General features: G+C 38.5%; 14 protein-coding genes and 1 other annotated feature. All 14 genes read right to left on the bottom strand.

Annotated elements, in window-relative coordinates; genetic code table 11:
* Positions 1–5 precede the first annotated feature (5 nt).
* Complete coding sequence (obgE, locus tag AB2B47_RS02275; protein ID WP_320693528.1) at positions 6–1,316, bottom strand: GTPase ObgE; 1,311 nt, start codon at positions 1,314–1,316, stop codon at positions 6–8.
* A 75-nt stretch (positions 1,317–1,391) separates the two neighbouring features.
* A complete protein-coding gene (locus AB2B47_RS02280; RefSeq protein ID WP_000863850.1) occupies positions 1,392–1,526 on the bottom strand; it encodes a DUF4044 domain-containing protein in 135 nt (44 codons plus the stop codon).
* A gap of 29 nt (positions 1,527–1,555) precedes the next feature.
* Entirely contained in the window at positions 1,556–1,747 is a 192-nt protein-coding gene (locus AB2B47_RS02285) for a PspC domain-containing protein (RefSeq protein ID WP_006148426.1), read from the bottom strand.
* 26 nt (positions 1,748–1,773) lie between these two features.
* Positions 1,774–3,090 carry a glycosyltransferase family 4 protein gene (locus AB2B47_RS02290; RefSeq protein WP_036752821.1) on the bottom strand — a complete coding sequence of 439 codons (1,317 nt, stop codon included), beginning with the start codon at positions 3,088–3,090 and terminating at the stop codon, positions 1,774–1,776.
* 8 nt (positions 3,091–3,098) lie between these two features.
* Positions 3,099–4,142, bottom strand: a complete 1,044-nt coding sequence (locus AB2B47_RS02295; RefSeq protein WP_036752872.1) for a glycosyltransferase family 4 protein — start codon at positions 4,140–4,142, stop codon at positions 3,099–3,101.
* A gap of 109 nt (positions 4,143–4,251) precedes the next feature.
* Complete coding sequence (locus tag AB2B47_RS02300) at positions 4,252–4,581, bottom strand: metal-sulfur cluster assembly factor (RefSeq protein WP_004252676.1); 330 nt, start codon at positions 4,579–4,581, stop codon at positions 4,252–4,254.
* A 16-nt stretch (positions 4,582–4,597) separates the two neighbouring features.
* Positions 4,598–5,707: an RNA polymerase sigma factor RpoD gene (rpoD, locus tag AB2B47_RS02305; protein WP_004252673.1), complete on the bottom strand. Its 1,110-nt coding sequence runs from the start codon at positions 5,705–5,707 to the stop codon at positions 4,598–4,600.
* Between the two features lie 2 nt (positions 5,708–5,709).
* On the bottom strand, positions 5,710–7,470 hold the full coding sequence (gene dnaG, locus AB2B47_RS02310) for a DNA primase (protein ID WP_320693529.1): 1,761 nt from the start codon (positions 7,468–7,470) through the stop codon (positions 5,710–5,712).
* A gap of 250 nt (positions 7,471–7,720) precedes the next feature.
* Positions 7,721–8,479 carry an ABC transporter ATP-binding protein gene (locus tag AB2B47_RS02315; protein ID WP_006151700.1) on the bottom strand — a complete coding sequence of 253 codons (759 nt, stop codon included), beginning with the start codon at positions 8,477–8,479 and terminating at the stop codon, positions 7,721–7,723.
* On the bottom strand, positions 8,476–9,342 hold the full coding sequence (locus AB2B47_RS02320; protein ID WP_006152104.1) for an ABC transporter permease: 867 nt from the start codon (positions 9,340–9,342) through the stop codon (positions 8,476–8,478). The genes AB2B47_RS02315 and AB2B47_RS02320 overlap by 4 nt, the downstream gene beginning before the upstream one ends.
* Before the next feature lie 60 nt (positions 9,343–9,402).
* Positions 9,403–10,401, bottom strand: a complete 999-nt coding sequence (trpX, locus tag AB2B47_RS02325; protein ID WP_006151954.1) for a tryptophan ABC transporter substrate-binding protein — start codon at positions 10,399–10,401, stop codon at positions 9,403–9,405.
* Between the two features lie 135 nt (positions 10,402–10,536).
* Positions 10,537–10,751: a binding site (T-box leader), on the bottom strand.
* Positions 10,752–10,845: 94 nt separating this feature from the next.
* Positions 10,846–13,671, bottom strand: a complete 2,826-nt coding sequence (gene ppc / locus AB2B47_RS02330; RefSeq protein ID WP_006152075.1) for a phosphoenolpyruvate carboxylase — start codon at positions 13,669–13,671, stop codon at positions 10,846–10,848.
* Positions 13,672–13,694: 23 nt separating this feature from the next.
* Positions 13,695–14,906, bottom strand: coding sequence for a cell division peptidoglycan polymerase FtsW (gene ftsW, locus AB2B47_RS02335; protein WP_025170342.1), 1,212 nt, complete (start codon positions 14,904–14,906; stop codon positions 13,695–13,697).
* A gap of 212 nt (positions 14,907–15,118) precedes the next feature.
* Positions 15,119–16,108 (bottom strand): peptidylprolyl isomerase PrsA, encoded by a 990-nt coding sequence (prsA, locus tag AB2B47_RS02340; protein ID WP_320693530.1) that lies wholly within the window; start codon positions 16,106–16,108, stop codon positions 15,119–15,121.
* Between the last annotated feature and the right edge of the window lie 29 nt (positions 16,109–16,137).

The raw sequence follows: 16,137 nt of genomic DNA on the forward strand, positions 1-16,137 counted from the left end.
ATCTCCTAGTCTACAAATTCAAACTCAAATTTTCCAATACGGACAAGGTCGCCATCCTTAGCGCCACGAGCACGAAGAGCTTCGTCAACTCCCATACCACGCAACTGACGCGCAAACTTCATAACAGACTCATCACGGTCAAAGTTAGTCATGTTAAAGAGTTTCATGAGTTTTTCACCTGAGAGAACCCATGTTGCATCATCGTCACGACCAATCTCAAATGGTTTTTCTTCCTCATCGAAGCCATAATAAACCTCTTCTTCCATATCTGACTCATCATAAAGAAGGAATTCTGGCGTTTTATCAAGAAGTTCAGCCGTTGCATCTAATAGCGGTGCAAGACCTTGCTTAGTCAAACCTGAAATTGGGAAGATTGGCGGTAATTCTTCAAATTCATCATAATTAGCAGCCAATTTTTTCTTGAACTCTTCAAGGTTTTCTTGACTCTCAGGCATATCCATTTTATTGGCAACAATAATCTGTGGACGCTCCATAAGACGAAGGTTATAAGATTCAAGTTCCTTATTGATTGCTAAATAGTCCTCATAAGGATCACGTCCTTCACTAGCTGACATGTCAATGATATGAAGGATAACTCGAGTACGCTCGATATGACGAAGGAACTGGGTCCCTAAGCCAACACCTTGGCTAGCACCTTCAATCAATCCAGGAAGGTCTGCAACGGCAAAGGATTCACCGGACTGGGTACGAACCATACCAAGATTTGGAACAATTGTTGTAAAGTGGTAGGCACCAATTTTTGGCTTAGCAGAGGTAATCACGCTAAGAAGTGTTGATTTACCTACAGATGGGAAACCAACTAAACCTACATCCGCAAGGATTTTAAGTTCTAACTGTAATTCACGTTCTTGACCAGGTTCTCCATTTTCTGAGATTTCTGGCGCAGGATTTTTAGGTGTTGCAAAACGGATATTTCCGCGACCACCACGACCACCGTGAGCCACGATGAACTCTTGTCCGTTCTCTATCAAATCAGTGAGAACTTTCCCAGTCTCCGCATCACGCACAGTTGTCCCTTGAGGTACACGGACAATTAAGTCTTCTGCCCCTCTACCATGCATTCCTTTTGTCATCCCTTTTTCACCTGATTGGGCCTTGAAATGACGATTGTAACGGAAGTCCATAAGGGTACGCAAGCCTTCGTCTACAACGAAAATAACATTACCACCACGTCCTCCATCACCGCCCCAAGGTCCACCGTTAGGGACATATTTTTCACGACGAAAGGCAACCATGCCATCGCCACCATTACCAGCCTTTACTTTAATCTTGGCTGTGTCTAAAAACATACTCATATTCTTTTCTCGCTTTAAAAAGGGCTGGGAAATCCCAGTCACCAACTAATACAATTTGATCCTCTAACTAGTATTTTAAAATCTACTAAATACACCAATTGCAGTCGCAAAAATACCGGCTAAAGTAACAAACAACATGATTAATACGACAAACATTGTAAGTTTTTCAAAGAATGTTTTTTTACGTTTACCATTATCACCGAATGCCATGTTTTCTCCTTTACTCTAATTCTCTAATATTAATACTCATCAGATACAGGAGCGATTGCCCACAAGATCAAGTAAGCAATAAGTCCTGCGCCATAACAGAAAGCCAAAACTCCCCAAATAACACGTACGATTGTAGGGTCAATATCAAAATAATGTGCTAAACCAGCGCATACACCACCGATTTTTTGATCTCTACCACTTCTCATAAATTTCTTTTGCATATTTTTATTTCCTTTCTTTGATTTGATTAATCATTTAAATATTTTCTTAAATTTCTTAATTGTTTTCTAGATGCCTTAAGCATACGCTTCGAACCTTTAACTGGCATCGTAACAGCCTGTTGCGGAATATAGAAGACTGTCTTTAAAATACGTTTTGTAACAGGTTCGTCAGCCCCTGTTTCTTTGGCAAAATTATTTGAAATAATGACGTCTAGATAAAATTCATGGACTCTTCTACCAAAATTCTCAGCAGAAATTTCATATAATTTTTCAACCAAGTGTTTTTCATCCATTGACGGTGTAGCAAGTAAAGCCTCAAGAATAGCTCCTGCCAAGTCTCTTTCCTCATAATAAAGAGTTCCGAACATTTTATCATTGATGAGATTATCCAAATAAGGATTACCATGGGCAATAACAGGTGTCTTACTAGCTAAACTTTCCAGATAAGTCAATCCCTGAGTCTCACTTGTAGAAGCCGATATGAAGAAATCAGCTGCCTTATAATAGAGTGCCGTCTCATTTGGCGGAATCATACCTGTAAAGATAACAGAATCTTGAATTTTTAAATCTTCTGCTTGCACCTTAAGATTGTCTAAATAAGGTCCATCTCCAGCTACAACCAGTTTAACATTTGGTTCTTCTTTTAGGACATCTGGTAAAGCTTTAAGAACTGCTTGAATATTCTTCTCGTAAGAGACTCGAGAAAGACTTAGAAGCATTTTTTCATCTTGTTGGATCCCTAGTTTATCCCGTAAGTCACTAATGTGTTCAGGACCAATTTCAGGGCGTTCAAATTTGGCAAGTTCAATTCCAGTAGGAATAACACGCTTTTCAACTTTTACCTTATAGTCAGATAAAAGATCGCGTACAATTTCACTCGGGCAAATAACTCCATCAACGTCGTGAAGAAATCCTCTCACAAGATATTTGACCATACTTGGACGAATCAACATCCCCTTAGCAATATAATGGACATAATCCTCGTACTGGGTATGATATGTATGAATGACTGGGATTTTCAGTTCTCGAGCAATCCAAATTCCCAATAAACCAAGAGAAAACTCAGTTTGGGTATGAATAATATCGAGTTTGTATTGTTTAGCAATCTCAAGAGCTTTCGTAAATCCGCGATAAGCAAAACGACGATCTTTAAAGGCAAAGAAAGGAACACTAGGAATACGAATAATCTGCCAGTCTTCATAACGATTGACATCCTTATCGGTTGTCGTGAAGATAAATACTGCATGCCCTTGCTTTTCAAGCTCTGTTTTTAAGGTTCGAATACTGGTTGCAACACCCGAAACCTGTGGGAAATAAGTATCTGTAAATAATCCAATTCGCATATACTACCTCATTTTTTTCCTAAAGCCGCTTGCTCCTGATAGAATTTTAGCCATATTTCAAGGAGATGCTCCTCTGAGTATTCTCTTGAAATAGCCTTGGCCTTTTCTTTTAACTCTTTCAAAGCTTCTGGATGCTCTCTATATTCCATAATAGCTTGTTTCATCTCTTCCACATCGGTGGTTGGTCTGTAATTGCCTTCTAGAATAACCTTATAAAGATCTAAGTCCCGAAGCATAATGGGAGCTTCACAACTCGCAGCTTCTAGAATAGTCATCGGAAAGAGCTCATTATAGCTAGGAAGTAAGAACAAATCTGCCAAAGCATACAGTTCTTTCATCCGTTCTGGCTCAACAATTCCAGGGAAAATCAGATTCTCTGGAGGATTATCCATGATTTTTTTATAGCGTTCATAACCATCTGTAATCCCACCAAATGAGAAGCCTCCAGCCCAAATAAAGGTGATGTCCGGTAGTTCCTCAGCAAGAGTGATGAAATCATCGATTCCCTTACGCTTCTGAACCTGCCCAGCTCCTACTACTACAAATTGATTTTCACTCAACCCCATATCTTGTCGAAGTTGGCTTACTTTTTCTGCTGAAAGTGGGTGCCATTTTTCTTTGTTAACAAAGTTAGGAATATAGGTCACCTTTTCACGATGAATACCAGCTGCAACCAAATCTTCGATAAAAGTAGGATTAACCACAACCAAGTGTTCCATACGGTCATAAAAGGAAAATACGTAGCGCTTCACGATTCCTTTTAGGAAGAACGGAATTTTCAAACTGCCCTCTAAGGTATCAGGTAAGAAGTGAACATAACCAATTCGACGTCCAGAGCGTTTCTTTTGGAAAGTGGATAAATAATATGGAAGATCTATTGTATGAAAATGAGTAACATCAGCTTCCACAGGAAGATTCTCCGTTACAATTAGTTGGTCTTTCGCATCACGTTTCAAAAGTTGCACAAGTTCACGGTAAGCTCCAGAAACTCCTTGTCCTGCTACCTTTTCACTCGAACTTAGCATGTTGATGCGTAATTTCTCTTTTTCCATACTATCCATTATATCATTTTATTAAAAGAAAATCAGCAAATTAAAAAAGAGATAGCATAAAAGCTAGGGAATTTCCTAACACTTATACTATTTCTTTTTTTATATCATTCTATTTAATACCTAAAGCGATACGTGCATAGCGACTCATTTTTTCAACCGTCCAAGCTGGATACCAAACTAATTTCACTTCAACGTTAGTAACCTCTGGTACATCTGTCATAGCATCATAAATTTGATCGGTCAAGAGGTCTGCTAATGGACAACCCATAGTCGTTAAGGTCATATCAATCTCAGTATCACCAGTATCACCATCAAATCGAATCTCATAAATCAGACCTAGGTTGACGATATCGATTCCTAATTCTGGGTCGATAACTTCTTCTAGAGCAGATAAGATTTTCGTTTTAATAGTTTCAATTTGCTCTTCTGTATAAGCCATGTGTAATCCTCCAATTTTAATCTTCGATAAAGTCACGAAGTGGTTTACTACGACTAGGCTGGCGAAGTTTTCTCAACGCTTTTGCCTCAATCTGACGGATACGCTCACGAGTGACATTGAAGACTTTACCTACATCTTCTAGAGTACGCATTTTACCATCATCAAGACCGAAACGTAGACGAAGAACATTTTCTTCACGGTCAGTCAAAGTGTCTAGAACTTCGTCCAACTGCTCACGCAAGACGATACGAGTTGTATAGTCTACTGGATTTTCAATCACTTCATCCTCGATAAAGTCACCAAGATGACTATCGTCCTCTTCACCAATAGGTGTTTCAAGAGAAACTGGTTCTTGAGCAATCTTTAAAATTTCACGAACCTTGTCAGGTGTCATATCCATACGTTCAGCGATTTGCTCAGGAGTAGGATCTTGTCCCAATTCTTGAAGAAGGTTACGTTGTTCGCGAACAAGCTTGTTGATTGTTTCTACCATGTGAACTGGGATACGGATGGTACGAGCTTGGTCAGCAATGGCACGTGTAATAGCCTGACGAATCCACCAAGTTGCATAAGTTGAGAATTTGAATCCTTTAGAGTAGTCAAACTTATCAACTGCCTTCATCAATCCCATATTTCCTTCTTGGATCAAATCAAGGAACTGCATACCGCGTCCAACATAGCGTTTCGCGATAGATACTACCAAACGAAGGTTAGCCTCTGCTAGACGTTGTTTCGCTTCAACATCTCCTGCTTCAACAGCAAGAGCTAATTCTTTTTCTTCTTCGTTAGTAAGAAGAGGTACGACACCAATTTCCTTTAAGTACATGCGGACAGGGTCATTGACTTTGGCAGATGTTGAACCAATTAAGTCTTCATCGCTAAGTTCTGGTTCTTCCTCTGTACTTAAGACACGTTCACTCGGATTTCCTTCGTTATCAGTGATTGCAATACCTGCATCTTGAATCCGTTGCAAAAGATTCTCAATGCCTTCTACATCAAGAGCAAAAGGAATTACAAGGACATTGTTAATTTCATCATCTGTCGCAGTACCAGTTTTCTTATGGTTACGAATAAATTCTGCAACTTGGACATCAAAAGTTGTTACTTCTTTTTGTTTTTTTGCCATTCTTACTCCATTCTTCTTTTTTGGGCAATTAAGCGTTCAAGCTCTTCTAAAGCAGCATCTGTGTCGCCTACATGACTAGCTTCCTGAACTTTCTTTTTAATTTGCAAGTTTTGTTGATTTAGAAGAGCACGATTACGAGACTCTTCCACTTCCTTTAGTTCTTCTGGAGACATCTCAGAAGGTAGATCCAAGGCTAACACTTGGTACCAAGCATTTTCCACCTCTCTAGTCTGATTTGCCAAGTCTTCAGAAGAAATCGAACCATTATCAATCAAGAGTCCATACAAGGTCTGAAACTCTGGAGTTTCAAATACAAAATCATCTCTCAAACGATAATCATTCAACACAAGGGGGTGCTCCATCATACGATAAAGAATATGTGCTTCAGCTCTCATGACTGCAGTCAATTGTTTAGAAACCGACATAGTAATTGGTGTCGGATTAACAACCTGCTTCACTTTTTCTTGTCTTTGTCTGACACGACTTTCGTTGATGATGTGCTCAACTTGTTGATAATCAAAAGATGGTAAATGATCCGTCAACAAATGAATATAGGTGTTCTGGGCTGTGATAGAAGGTTCTTTGACGATAAGAGGTGCAATTTTTTCAATGAACTCAATCTGTGCTTGGAGATTTTCACTATTACTAGGTTTGTAATGATGGATATAAAACTCAATTGGACTGATTCGAGTATTGGATAAAAGATAAGCCAAATCCTCTGGAGAATTCTTTTGTAAATACTCATCAGGATCCATTGCATCAGGAATCTGGACTACTTGTACAGGTAGATCTTTAAGCTCGTCCAAAGCTTTAGCGGTTGCAGCCTGCCCCGCTTTATCACCATCATAAGTGATAATCACTTTTTTTGTAAAGCGTTTGAGATGTTCGACGTGTTCAGCAGTCAAGGCCGTTCCCATTGAAGCAACTGCATTTTCAATACCAGCACGGTAGGCTGCAATAACATCCATAAAACCTTCCATCAGATACATTTCAGGAGCCTTACCAGACCCTTTTTTTACCCTATCCAAATGATATAATTCGTAACTCTTGTTAAAAATCGCCGTCGCTCGACTATTTTTATACTTGGCAGTTTGAGAATCTGTATCTTGCCAAATCCGTCCAGAGAAAGCAATTACCTTTCCTTGGTCATTTGAGAGTGGAAATATAATCCGGTTATGGAAAGTATCAAAAAATTGGTTACTTTCAGATAGATAAAATAGACCTGAATCCAGCAAGTCCTTCTCACTATAATCGTCTGCTAAACGCTGATAAAGATAAGAGCGTTCTGCTGGAGCTAGACCAATCATAAAGTGTTTAATGACATCATCAGTCAAGCCTCGTTTATAGAGATAGTTTCTCGCCTCCTCACCCATTTTAGTCGTCATGAGGATTGCATGATAAAAGCGTGCAGCCTTGTCATGCATATCGTAGAGATTTTGATGGGGTGACGTATGTGGGACAGGGTTATGTGCAGGAGTTTCAAGGTGCATTCCGAGACGTTCTCCCAACATCCTTACTGCATCCGCAAAAGTTACTTGTTGATACTCCTCTATAAACTTAAAGACGTCTCCGGAACGACCACAACCAAAACAGTGGTAAAATTGCTTATCTTCGACCACGTTAAAGGAAGGGGTCTTTTCACCATGAAAAGGACAGAGCCCCAAAAAGTTCCGTCCAGATTTTTGTAAAGAAATCACTTCTCCTATGATTTCGACAATATTGGTATTGTTTTTGATTTCTTCGATGACTCTCTTGTCAACCATAGACAATACCTCCATTTTATCACAGTTTACTTTATATAGTATAGCTTATTTCTGAAAAAAAGTAAACCATTTCATACCTTTTACATGCTTCTATTTCATAGAAAATAGGCAGTTTCGAGAGTAAAATTTTAGGAAACTACACATTTACTTAAAATTGAAAAAAATATATTAATGAAAATATCTCTATTTGCTTCAACAAAAAAACTTAGAGGTATAAATTTATCTCTAAGTTTCTTGTAAATGAGTAATCTTATTCAAACAGTTTATAGTAATCAGAAATTTTCATCTTGGCTTTTTCATCCTTGTTTAAATCTTGGATGATTCGTCCTTCCTTCATAACAATGAGACGATTTCCATACTTGAGAGCATCTTCCATATGGTGGGTAATCATCAATGCTGTTAGATGGTCCTTGCTGACAAAATCATCTGTCAATTCCATCAAGGACACACTTGTTTTAGGGTCAAGGGCTGCCGTATGTTCATCCAACAAAAGGAGTTCAGGACGTTTCAAGGTTGCCATCAAGAGACTTAAGGCCTGTCTTTGTCCACCTGACAAGAATTCATTCGGTGTATCCAAGTGTTTTTCTAGACCATTTCCGGCTTTCTCAATGGTTGCTTGAAATTCTTCCTTGTAAGCTGAGAGTCTTCTCGGAAAAAGTCCACGTTTTTCCCCACGAAACTTAGCAATCAAGAGATTTTCTGCAACCGTCATACGAGGAGCAGTTCCCATCTTAGGATCCTGAAAGACACGAGAAAGGTACTTGGCACGTTTTTCAGGACTAAAATGAGTCACATCCTCACCCATGATGCGGATACTACCACTAGTCAATGGTAGCGTTCCTGCTATACTATTAAAGAGAGTCGACTTTCCTGCTCCATTTCCACCTAAGATTGTGATGAAGTCGTGTTCATAAATATCAAGCGAAACATCGTTTAGGATGATTTTTTCTTCATCAAAGCCATTCTTCACAATTTTTGTGGCATTTTTCAATTCTACAATCGCTGTCATTTGCTTAACTTGACTCCTTTCAAGTATTTATCCTTAAGGGTTGGAATGACTAGACAAGTTGCTAGGATAAGAGCACTGTATAGACGGAGGTAGCTAGTATTAAAGCCAAGAGCAATGACTCCCCATACCAAAAATTGGTAACTAATAGAACCAACAACAATGGTAACTAGGCGTTCTGCTAATGTAAGACTCTTAAAGAGTACTTCACCGATAATTAAACTTGCAAGACCAACTACGATAACCCCGATACCACGAGAAACATCTGCATAGCCTTCTTGTTGAGCGATAAGAGCGCCAGCAAGTGCGATCACACCATTTGACAATACCAAGCCCATCAACTCCATACGTCCAGTATTGATACCAAAACTACGAGCCATATCTGGATTATCTCCTGTCGCGATATAAGCTTGCCCCAATTTAGTATCTAGGAAGAAAAGCATAAGAAGGATAACCAAAGTCACAAAAATCAAACCTGTAAATAATTGATTAACCTCAGATGGGAAAGGAAGAACGTCCTGGATTTGTTTAGTTCCTAAGAGCCCAAGGTTTGCCCGTCCCATAATCATGAGCATGATAGAATGGCAAGAAGTCATGACTAGAATTCCAGATAAGAGAGTTGGTATTTTACCTTTAGTATAGAGTAGACCAGTCGCTAAACCTGCAAGACAGCCTGCTCCAACAGCTACTAAGGTAGCAAGAAATGGATTGACACCTTGTGTAATTAGAGTTACTGCTACCGCTCCTCCAAGCGGGAAGGAACCCTCGGTTGTCATATCTGGAAAGTTGAGGATTCGAAAGGTCATAAAGATTCCCAAACCTAGAATAGCCCAGACAAATCCTTGTGAAATAATCGATACTATCATGTTACATTCATTTCCTTCTTTTAAAAATTGGAGGAGATGTCTCCAACTCCTCCTTCATTCTTATTCGATTACTTGACCAGCTTCTTTAAGAACTGATTCTGGAATAGTGATTCCAAGTTCTTGAGCTAGTTTTTGGTTGATCACTGATTTACCAGTTGAGAAGACATTGACTGGAGTATCAGCTGGTTTTTCACCCTTCAAGACTTTAGCAATCATCTTACCGGTAGCAACACCAAGATCGTGTTGGTCAACAACCACTGATGCCAAACCACCTGCTTCTACCATTGCAGTTGCACTTGGGTAGATTGGTTTTTTAGCTGTTTGGTTACTTGATACTACAGTTGAGAACGCAGATGCGATTGTGTTGTCAATTGGAACCCAGATTGCATCTACTTTTCCTGTCATAACGTTAACTGTTGAAGCAATTTCGTTAGTTGATGGAACTGCAAAAGTTTCGACTTTCAAACCAGCTTTTTCAGCGTAAGCTTTGAACTCTTCAACTTGAGATTTTGAGTTATCTTCGCTACTTGAGTAAAGAGCTCCAACTGTCTTGACATCAGGAGTCAATGTTTTAATCAATTCAACCTGTTGTTGAGCAGGGTTGTGGTCAGACACCCCAGTGATGTTCCCACCTGGTTTTTCCAAGTTTTGTACAAGGTTAGCTCCAACTGGGTCTGTAATAGCTGCCATGATAACAGGAAGGTCTTTTGTTGCACTTGCTAGACCTTGAGCTGCAGGTGTCGCAATTCCGACAACAACATCATTTCCATTTGACACCAATTGTTTACTCATTGTGGCAACCTTACTTTGGTCACCTTCTGAATTCATAAAGTCGATTTTAACTTGGTCGCCTTTGTAGCCTTCTTCAGCAAGTCCATCTTGAATACCTTGGTAAATCAAGTCGAGCGATGGGTGACTGACGAACTGTAGAACACCAACTTTAGCAGTTTTGTTAGCTGTCTCGGTTTTAGTATCTTGTTTCGTTAAGTTAGAGTAGATCAAGCTTCCTCCAACCACAAGTGCTAGTGCTGCAATAATACCAATTAAACGTTTATTCATATCTATTTCTCCTTATTTCACTTAAACTTAGTAATGTTCATGTCACTTTCAATATAACTTTACCAAGCGTCGCCATCGTTTGATTTCCATCATTTTTTCCTCCCCATAGAAAAAGTCCTCACACAAAAAAACTTGTGTGAGGACGTCGATGCGCGGTGCCACCTCAATTATAGGAATTATTCCTATCGCTCTTACTCGCTTCACGAGTTGCACTATAAGGTGTGCTCACCGAATTCTTATGATTTCAAATTCTTAATAACATCCAGCCCAATTTCATCATCTTCTTCTATCTGTTTCCACCAACCACAGACTCGCTAAAAAAATTCGATGATTACTTTCTGAATGCTTAAATTATATCATTTTACTAAAACTTGTCAAGGATTTTCATGAATTATTTTAAAAAATTATGAAAATTCCTACGGTTTTTGGAAAATCTTACCTGAATTAACCTGAATTACGTAATCCTGTAGCAATTCCGTTAATAGTTGTATGAATCAATCTTTCTTCATCTGAAGAAAGCTCGCCACGACGTTGACGCTTAATCAATTCCAACTGAATATAGTTAAGAACATTGAAATAAGGCATGCGGTAGTTCAAACTGTCTTTCAAGTAAGTATTTTCTGCCAAAAGTTCATCATAGCCTTCGATAGCTAAGATAACGTTCTTAGTCAATTGCCATTCATCCAAAATAGTATAGTAGATTGCTTGCACTTCTTCACTTTCACAAAGTTTAGCATATTCAAAAGCAATATTCATATTTGATTTTGATAAAACCATATCAACGTTAGATAGGAGTGACTGGAAGAAAGGCCAGTTCTGATACATGTCACGAAGGTATTCAATATTTTTGGGATCTTGATCAATAAATTCCTTGAAGCTTGACCCAACACCATACCAACCTGGGAACATGACACGACTTTGTGACCATGAGAATACCCAAGGAATGGCACGTAGACCACCAATTTCAGTGATTGTTTTACGTGCTGCTGGACGAGAACCAATATTAAAGCTTGAGATATTCTTGATTGGACTAGATTCAAAGAAATAATCGTAGAAATGATCATTTCCAAATACTAGTTCACGGTAGATATCATAGCTACGACTGACTACTTGGTCCATGATTGCCTCATAGCGATTTGACGTATTAGTATCACTCTTCTTCTGTGTAATCATACGGTTGATAGCCGCTGATACCAACATTTCCAAGTTATAGTAAGCTGCATCCTTGTTTCCGTATTTATTTCCGATAACTTCTCCTTGTTCAGTTAATCGAATACGGTCCTTGATTGATTTGAGTGGTTGAGAAGCAATGGCGTCATAAGTAGGGCCACCACCACGACCAACAGTACCACCACGACCGTGGAAGAAGGTTACTTTGACTCCAAATTCATCACCGATAGCGGTTAATTGTTGTTGAGCTTTGTATAATGTCCAACAAGATGATAGATAACCACCATCCTTATTACTATCAGAGTACCCTAGCATGATTTCTTGATAATTATCTTTTGAAGCAATCCACTTCTTAGCAAGCGGTAAAGAGAAATACTTTCTCATAGTCTCTTCGGAATGATCCAAATCCTCAATTGTTTCAAAGAGAGGCACGATTTGAACACGTGCTTTTTCAGCATCTACAAGACCGACTTCTTTCAGCATAATCGCCAATTCTAACATATCAGACACGCTGGTTGCATGAGAAATAATCGTTTGACGAATGACGTCTTCTCCCAAACGATCTTTTAATTCACGTGCAGTTTGGAAAATGGCTAATTCTTTTTCAAGAAGTTCAGACTTTTCAGCATGAGTAGCTGACAAGATTCGAGGGTCTTCTAATAGTTCATGTAAAAGCAACTCGCACTTCTCATCTTCTGAAAGATCGCTATAATGGTCATTAATTCCAGCAGATGCTAACAATTCAGCAACACATGCTTCATGAACACTTGAGTCTTGGCGCATATCGATAGATGCCAAGAAGAAACCAAAGACTTCTACAGCTTCTAAAAGCTCAGCGAACTCACCAGTAAGCAAGGCCTCTGCCTTATTTTCAAGCAATGAATCTTTAATGATAGCTAAGTCTTGTTTAAATTCTTCAATTGTTTCGTAGTATGGAGGACGATCTTCAGCCAATTCTTGAATTGCTCCTGAAAGACGATTTCTAATATAGTCAGTAACCACTCCTTGTTGATGTCCTTGAGTTCCAAAGAGTCGTTCAATGTGATGGCGTTCATCTGCTGATGAGCCGACAAGAGCCCACTCTTTCAAATTTAAAAGAGTTTGAATTAATTTTGATTGAATAAAGTGAAAAGCTCGACGATAAGGTTCTTTCTCGCGGAAAACAGAAGTATCTTGAGATTGAGCTGCCATTTCTTCAACAGCCTTACTTGTCTTAGATAAATTAGTAGAAAGAGAGAAAGTACGGTAGAGACTAGAAATCTTACTGATGTAGTAGTTTAAGATCACTTCACTTTGAATGGTAGCAGAACGCATGAGTGTCTCAGCAGTTACAAATGGATTGCCATCACGGTCTCCACCAATCCACATTCCCATGGTGATAGGTTTTGCTTGTTTTAGGTCAATTCCCTGCTCTTTTGCAAGACGCTTATACTCTAACATTAGATTTGGTACAGCTTGTAGGAAAGAACTATTGTAATATTCCATCACGTTTGTGATTTCATTCGTTACTTTTAGTTTCTTCTCACGAATCATATCCGTCTGCATGATAATCTCAATGTAGCGACGAAGATCATTGTGCCATTTTTCTTTGTTAATAAGCCCCATTCTCACATCACGGTATTTACGCAAGAGAGTATGGATATGATTAGTCAAGTCCAGCATACTCTTACGTTGAACCTGAGTTGGATGGGCTGTTAATACTGGCACCACGTTCAGATGTTCAAGAATTTCAGCCGCATTTTCTTTTTCAGCAACCATTTCAATGGTTGTTGACAATTTACCAAGATAATCTTGATCAATATTGTTTAGATGGTTAATCTCATAAGCTAGGTCTACGTCTTCGGAGATGTTAATCAAAAGTGGTAAAATAGAGAAATATCTAGAGATGTAGACCATTTCATCATTTGAAAGGCTTCTCACTACCTTATCTAGTCCTTGATAGTCTAGATTAGATGATAACTTCTTCAACTGCATAATCTTGTCAAAAGTCTCAGCAGGAAGCATATTTTTCGTGATATCTTCAAGTAAATCTGTCAAGATTTGAACTTCTTCTTGGACTACAGTTTTGTTTCTGTTATTTTCTAGTTTTTGAAGAGACATATTCTTCTCCTTGTCACATTTTCTTAGAGCTGTGCTTCATATTCGCGGTAGAGTTTTGCACGTTTTTCACTAGCATCGATATTTAACACAAAGGCGATAGCTACTGATAGAACCAGGAGACTATTCCCCCCTTGTGAAAGGAATGGGAAGGTTACACCTGTTGAAGGGATCAATCCTGAAATCCCTCCGATATTAACGAATACCTGAATTAAAATCATTCCACCAATACCGATTGCTACCATAGAGTTGAACGGATCTTTTGCTCGTACCCCCACTAAAATAATACGAAGAATTAGGAAGAATAATAGAGCTAAAATAAGACTGGCACCGACAAATCCAAACTCTTCAATGACAATAGAGAAAACGAAGTCCGTGTGTGCCTCAGGTAGATAGCCTCGTTTTTCGATAGAGTTTCCTAATCCTAGCCCAAACCATCCTCCATTTACCATAGCATAGTATGAATTTGCCAACTGGTGTCCTGCACCAGCGACATCATCAAATGGATTAAAGAAAGCACTGAATCGTTTAGCTACGTATCCAAATACTGGAATCTTAGAAAACTTATCAACACCGACAAGCTTAATGGTTGTTAGAGAAACAAAGGATAAACTGGTCAATACTCCAAGAATAGTTGCAAACCATCGGTGAGCTATCCCACTAATTGAGTACATCAACAATGCTACCAAAAAGAGAATTGTAGCATTTCCAAGGTCAGGGAAAATAGCCAAACTACCAATCATGACTAAAAGTACAAATCGCCAATCGTTAAAGGATCTAGGAAACCATTGGTTTTGAGTTAAAACTTGGAAATCATAAACGGCAATTTCTTCTTGTTGTTTTGAAAAACGTTGAGCCAAGTACCAAATGATGATAATTTTCAAGTATTCCGCAGGCTGGACAGTAATAGGTCCTACTTTGATCCAACCGTATGCACCATTGATGGGAATCCCAATCAAACGAGCTAAAGCTAGTAACACTAACTCAGCAAACATAACGATAAATAACAAACGTTCGTTTCGAAGAAAACCAAGTTTCAGCTTATAGATTACTGCAATAAGCAACAAACTAACAATCCAAAACAAGCCCTGATTTCGAACTAATTGAAAGGCGCTCTTACCCTCCTGAATCAAGGATGCACTCGTTGTCGAATATACCACTATCAATCCCAGAACGGATAAGAGAATATAGGGCACTAAAATAGAGTAATTCAACAGGTGCCTTTTACTAATTTTCATATTTCACCATCTACTAAATTTTTAATTTTCTATTAATTCTAGTTTTACATGCTATTATACCACTTTTTAGACTAGAAAAAAACTCTTATCCGTTAAAGCCTAGAATTTAAGCTTTTAGAATTCACAAACATTTATTTATATTTTGGGCTATTAGCTAAGAAAACTTCAAAAAAACTCTACCTTTCAAGAGTAGAAAGATAGAGTTTTCATCTTTAGTTTGAAGATGTTGTTGTCGTTTCAGCTGCGGTTGTTGTCGTTTCAGTTGCTGCTGATGTAGTTGTCGTTTGAGTTGTTGTATCACTTTGAATGTACTGAGTAAAGATATTTTGGAAGGCTTGATCTTTAACCTTGATATTTGCCGCCTGCAACTCTTTACTAATTACACCTTGAACAAAAGTAGCATCATTTTGTTTTTGAGTTAAAATAATTGTTTTAAGCTTGTCTTTGTAGTCTTCCCAGTTACTTGATTTTTCAGTTTTTTTAGTCAATTTTACAATATAGAAGCTGCTAGTATATGCTTGTGTACCCGGAGCTGTGATCACATCAGAGATTCCATCAACATTAAGGGCAAAGGCTGCTTTTTTAACAACGTCTGGCAATTCTGTTGATGCAGAGTCAAAAGTGATTTCTCCACCATTTGCTTTTGTCTTTTCATCAGTTGAATTATCTTTAGCCAATTGTGCGAAGTCAGCTCCAGATTCTTTAGCTTTAGCAAGTACATCTTTAGCCTTATCTTCACTGTCAAGTTTAATCACTTGAGCAGTTACTTCTGGTGTGTACTCATCGTAAGCTTTTTTGTAGTTCTCATCTGTCAATTCAGCTTCTGCGGCTTTCTTAACAGCATATTCAACTAGTTTACTTGTACGAATTTGAGCTTTACGGCTTTCTGCTGTCATACCAGCACGAGAAAGAACGATTTGATAGCTATCACCATATCTTTTTTGCTCTTCTTCTACCGCATCTTCTACTTCTTTGTCACTTACTTCAGATCCATATTGTTTTTCAAAAACTTTTTGGATTGTCATATTGAGCAAAATTTGTTGAGCAGTTGGGTTGTTTTTCACTTCTTCATAAAATTGGTGCTCAGTGATGACATCACCCTTCATACTGATGAGGTCAGCTCCTTGAGAGCTATTTGAACAAGCAGCCAAAGTAGCTACTGATAACAAAGTGATGGCACCAGCCAATAATTTTTTCTTCATGTTTACTCCTTTTTATACACTAGATAAAT

The sequence above is a fragment of the Streptococcus wuxiensis genome (assembly GCF_040888245.1).
In the GTDB taxonomy this organism is placed as follows: Bacteria; Bacillota; Bacilli; order Lactobacillales; family Streptococcaceae; genus Streptococcus; species Streptococcus wuxiensis.

Bases quoted from the DNA above. Each gene is read 5' to 3' on its own strand.
- AB2B47_RS02280 (WP_000863850.1), bottom strand. From the start codon at position 1,526: ATGGCATTCGGTGATAATGGTAAACGTAAAAAAACATTCTTTGAAAAA.
- rpoD (WP_004252673.1), bottom strand. From the start codon at position 5,707: ATGGCAAAAAAACAAAAAGAAGTAACAACTTTTGATGTCCAAGTTGCA.
- prsA (WP_320693530.1), bottom strand. From the start codon at position 16,108: ATGAAGAAAAAATTATTGGCTGGTGCCATCACTTTGTTATCAGTAGCT.
- ftsW (WP_025170342.1), bottom strand. From the start codon at position 14,906: ATGAAAATTAGTAAAAGGCACCTGTTGAATTACTCTATTTTAGTGCCC.
- ppc (WP_006152075.1), bottom strand. From the start codon at position 13,671: ATGTCTCTTCAAAAACTAGAAAATAACAGAAACAAAACTGTAGTCCAA.
- AB2B47_RS02285 (WP_006148426.1), bottom strand. From the start codon at position 1,747: ATGCAAAAGAAATTTATGAGAAGTGGTAGAGATCAAAAAATCGGTGGT.
- AB2B47_RS02300 (WP_004252676.1), bottom strand. From the start codon at position 4,581: ATGGCTTATACAGAAGAGCAAATTGAAACTATTAAAACGAAAATCTTA.
- trpX (WP_006151954.1), bottom strand. From the start codon at position 10,401: ATGAATAAACGTTTAATTGGTATTATTGCAGCACTAGCACTTGTGGTT.
- dnaG (WP_320693529.1), bottom strand. From the start codon at position 7,470: ATGGTTGACAAGAGAGTCATCGAAGAAATCAAAAACAATACCAATATT.
- AB2B47_RS02295 (WP_036752872.1), bottom strand. From the start codon at position 4,142: ATGGAAAAAGAGAAATTACGCATCAACATGCTAAGTTCGAGTGAAAAG.
- AB2B47_RS02290 (WP_036752821.1), bottom strand. From the start codon at position 3,090: ATGCGAATTGGATTATTTACAGATACTTATTTCCCACAGGTTTCGGGT.
- AB2B47_RS02315 (WP_006151700.1), bottom strand. From the start codon at position 8,479: ATGACAGCGATTGTAGAATTGAAAAATGCCACAAAAATTGTGAAGAAT.
- obgE (WP_320693528.1), bottom strand. From the start codon at position 1,316: ATGAGTATGTTTTTAGACACAGCCAAGATTAAAGTAAAGGCTGGTAAT.
- AB2B47_RS02320 (WP_006152104.1), bottom strand. From the start codon at position 9,342: ATGATAGTATCGATTATTTCACAAGGATTTGTCTGGGCTATTCTAGGT.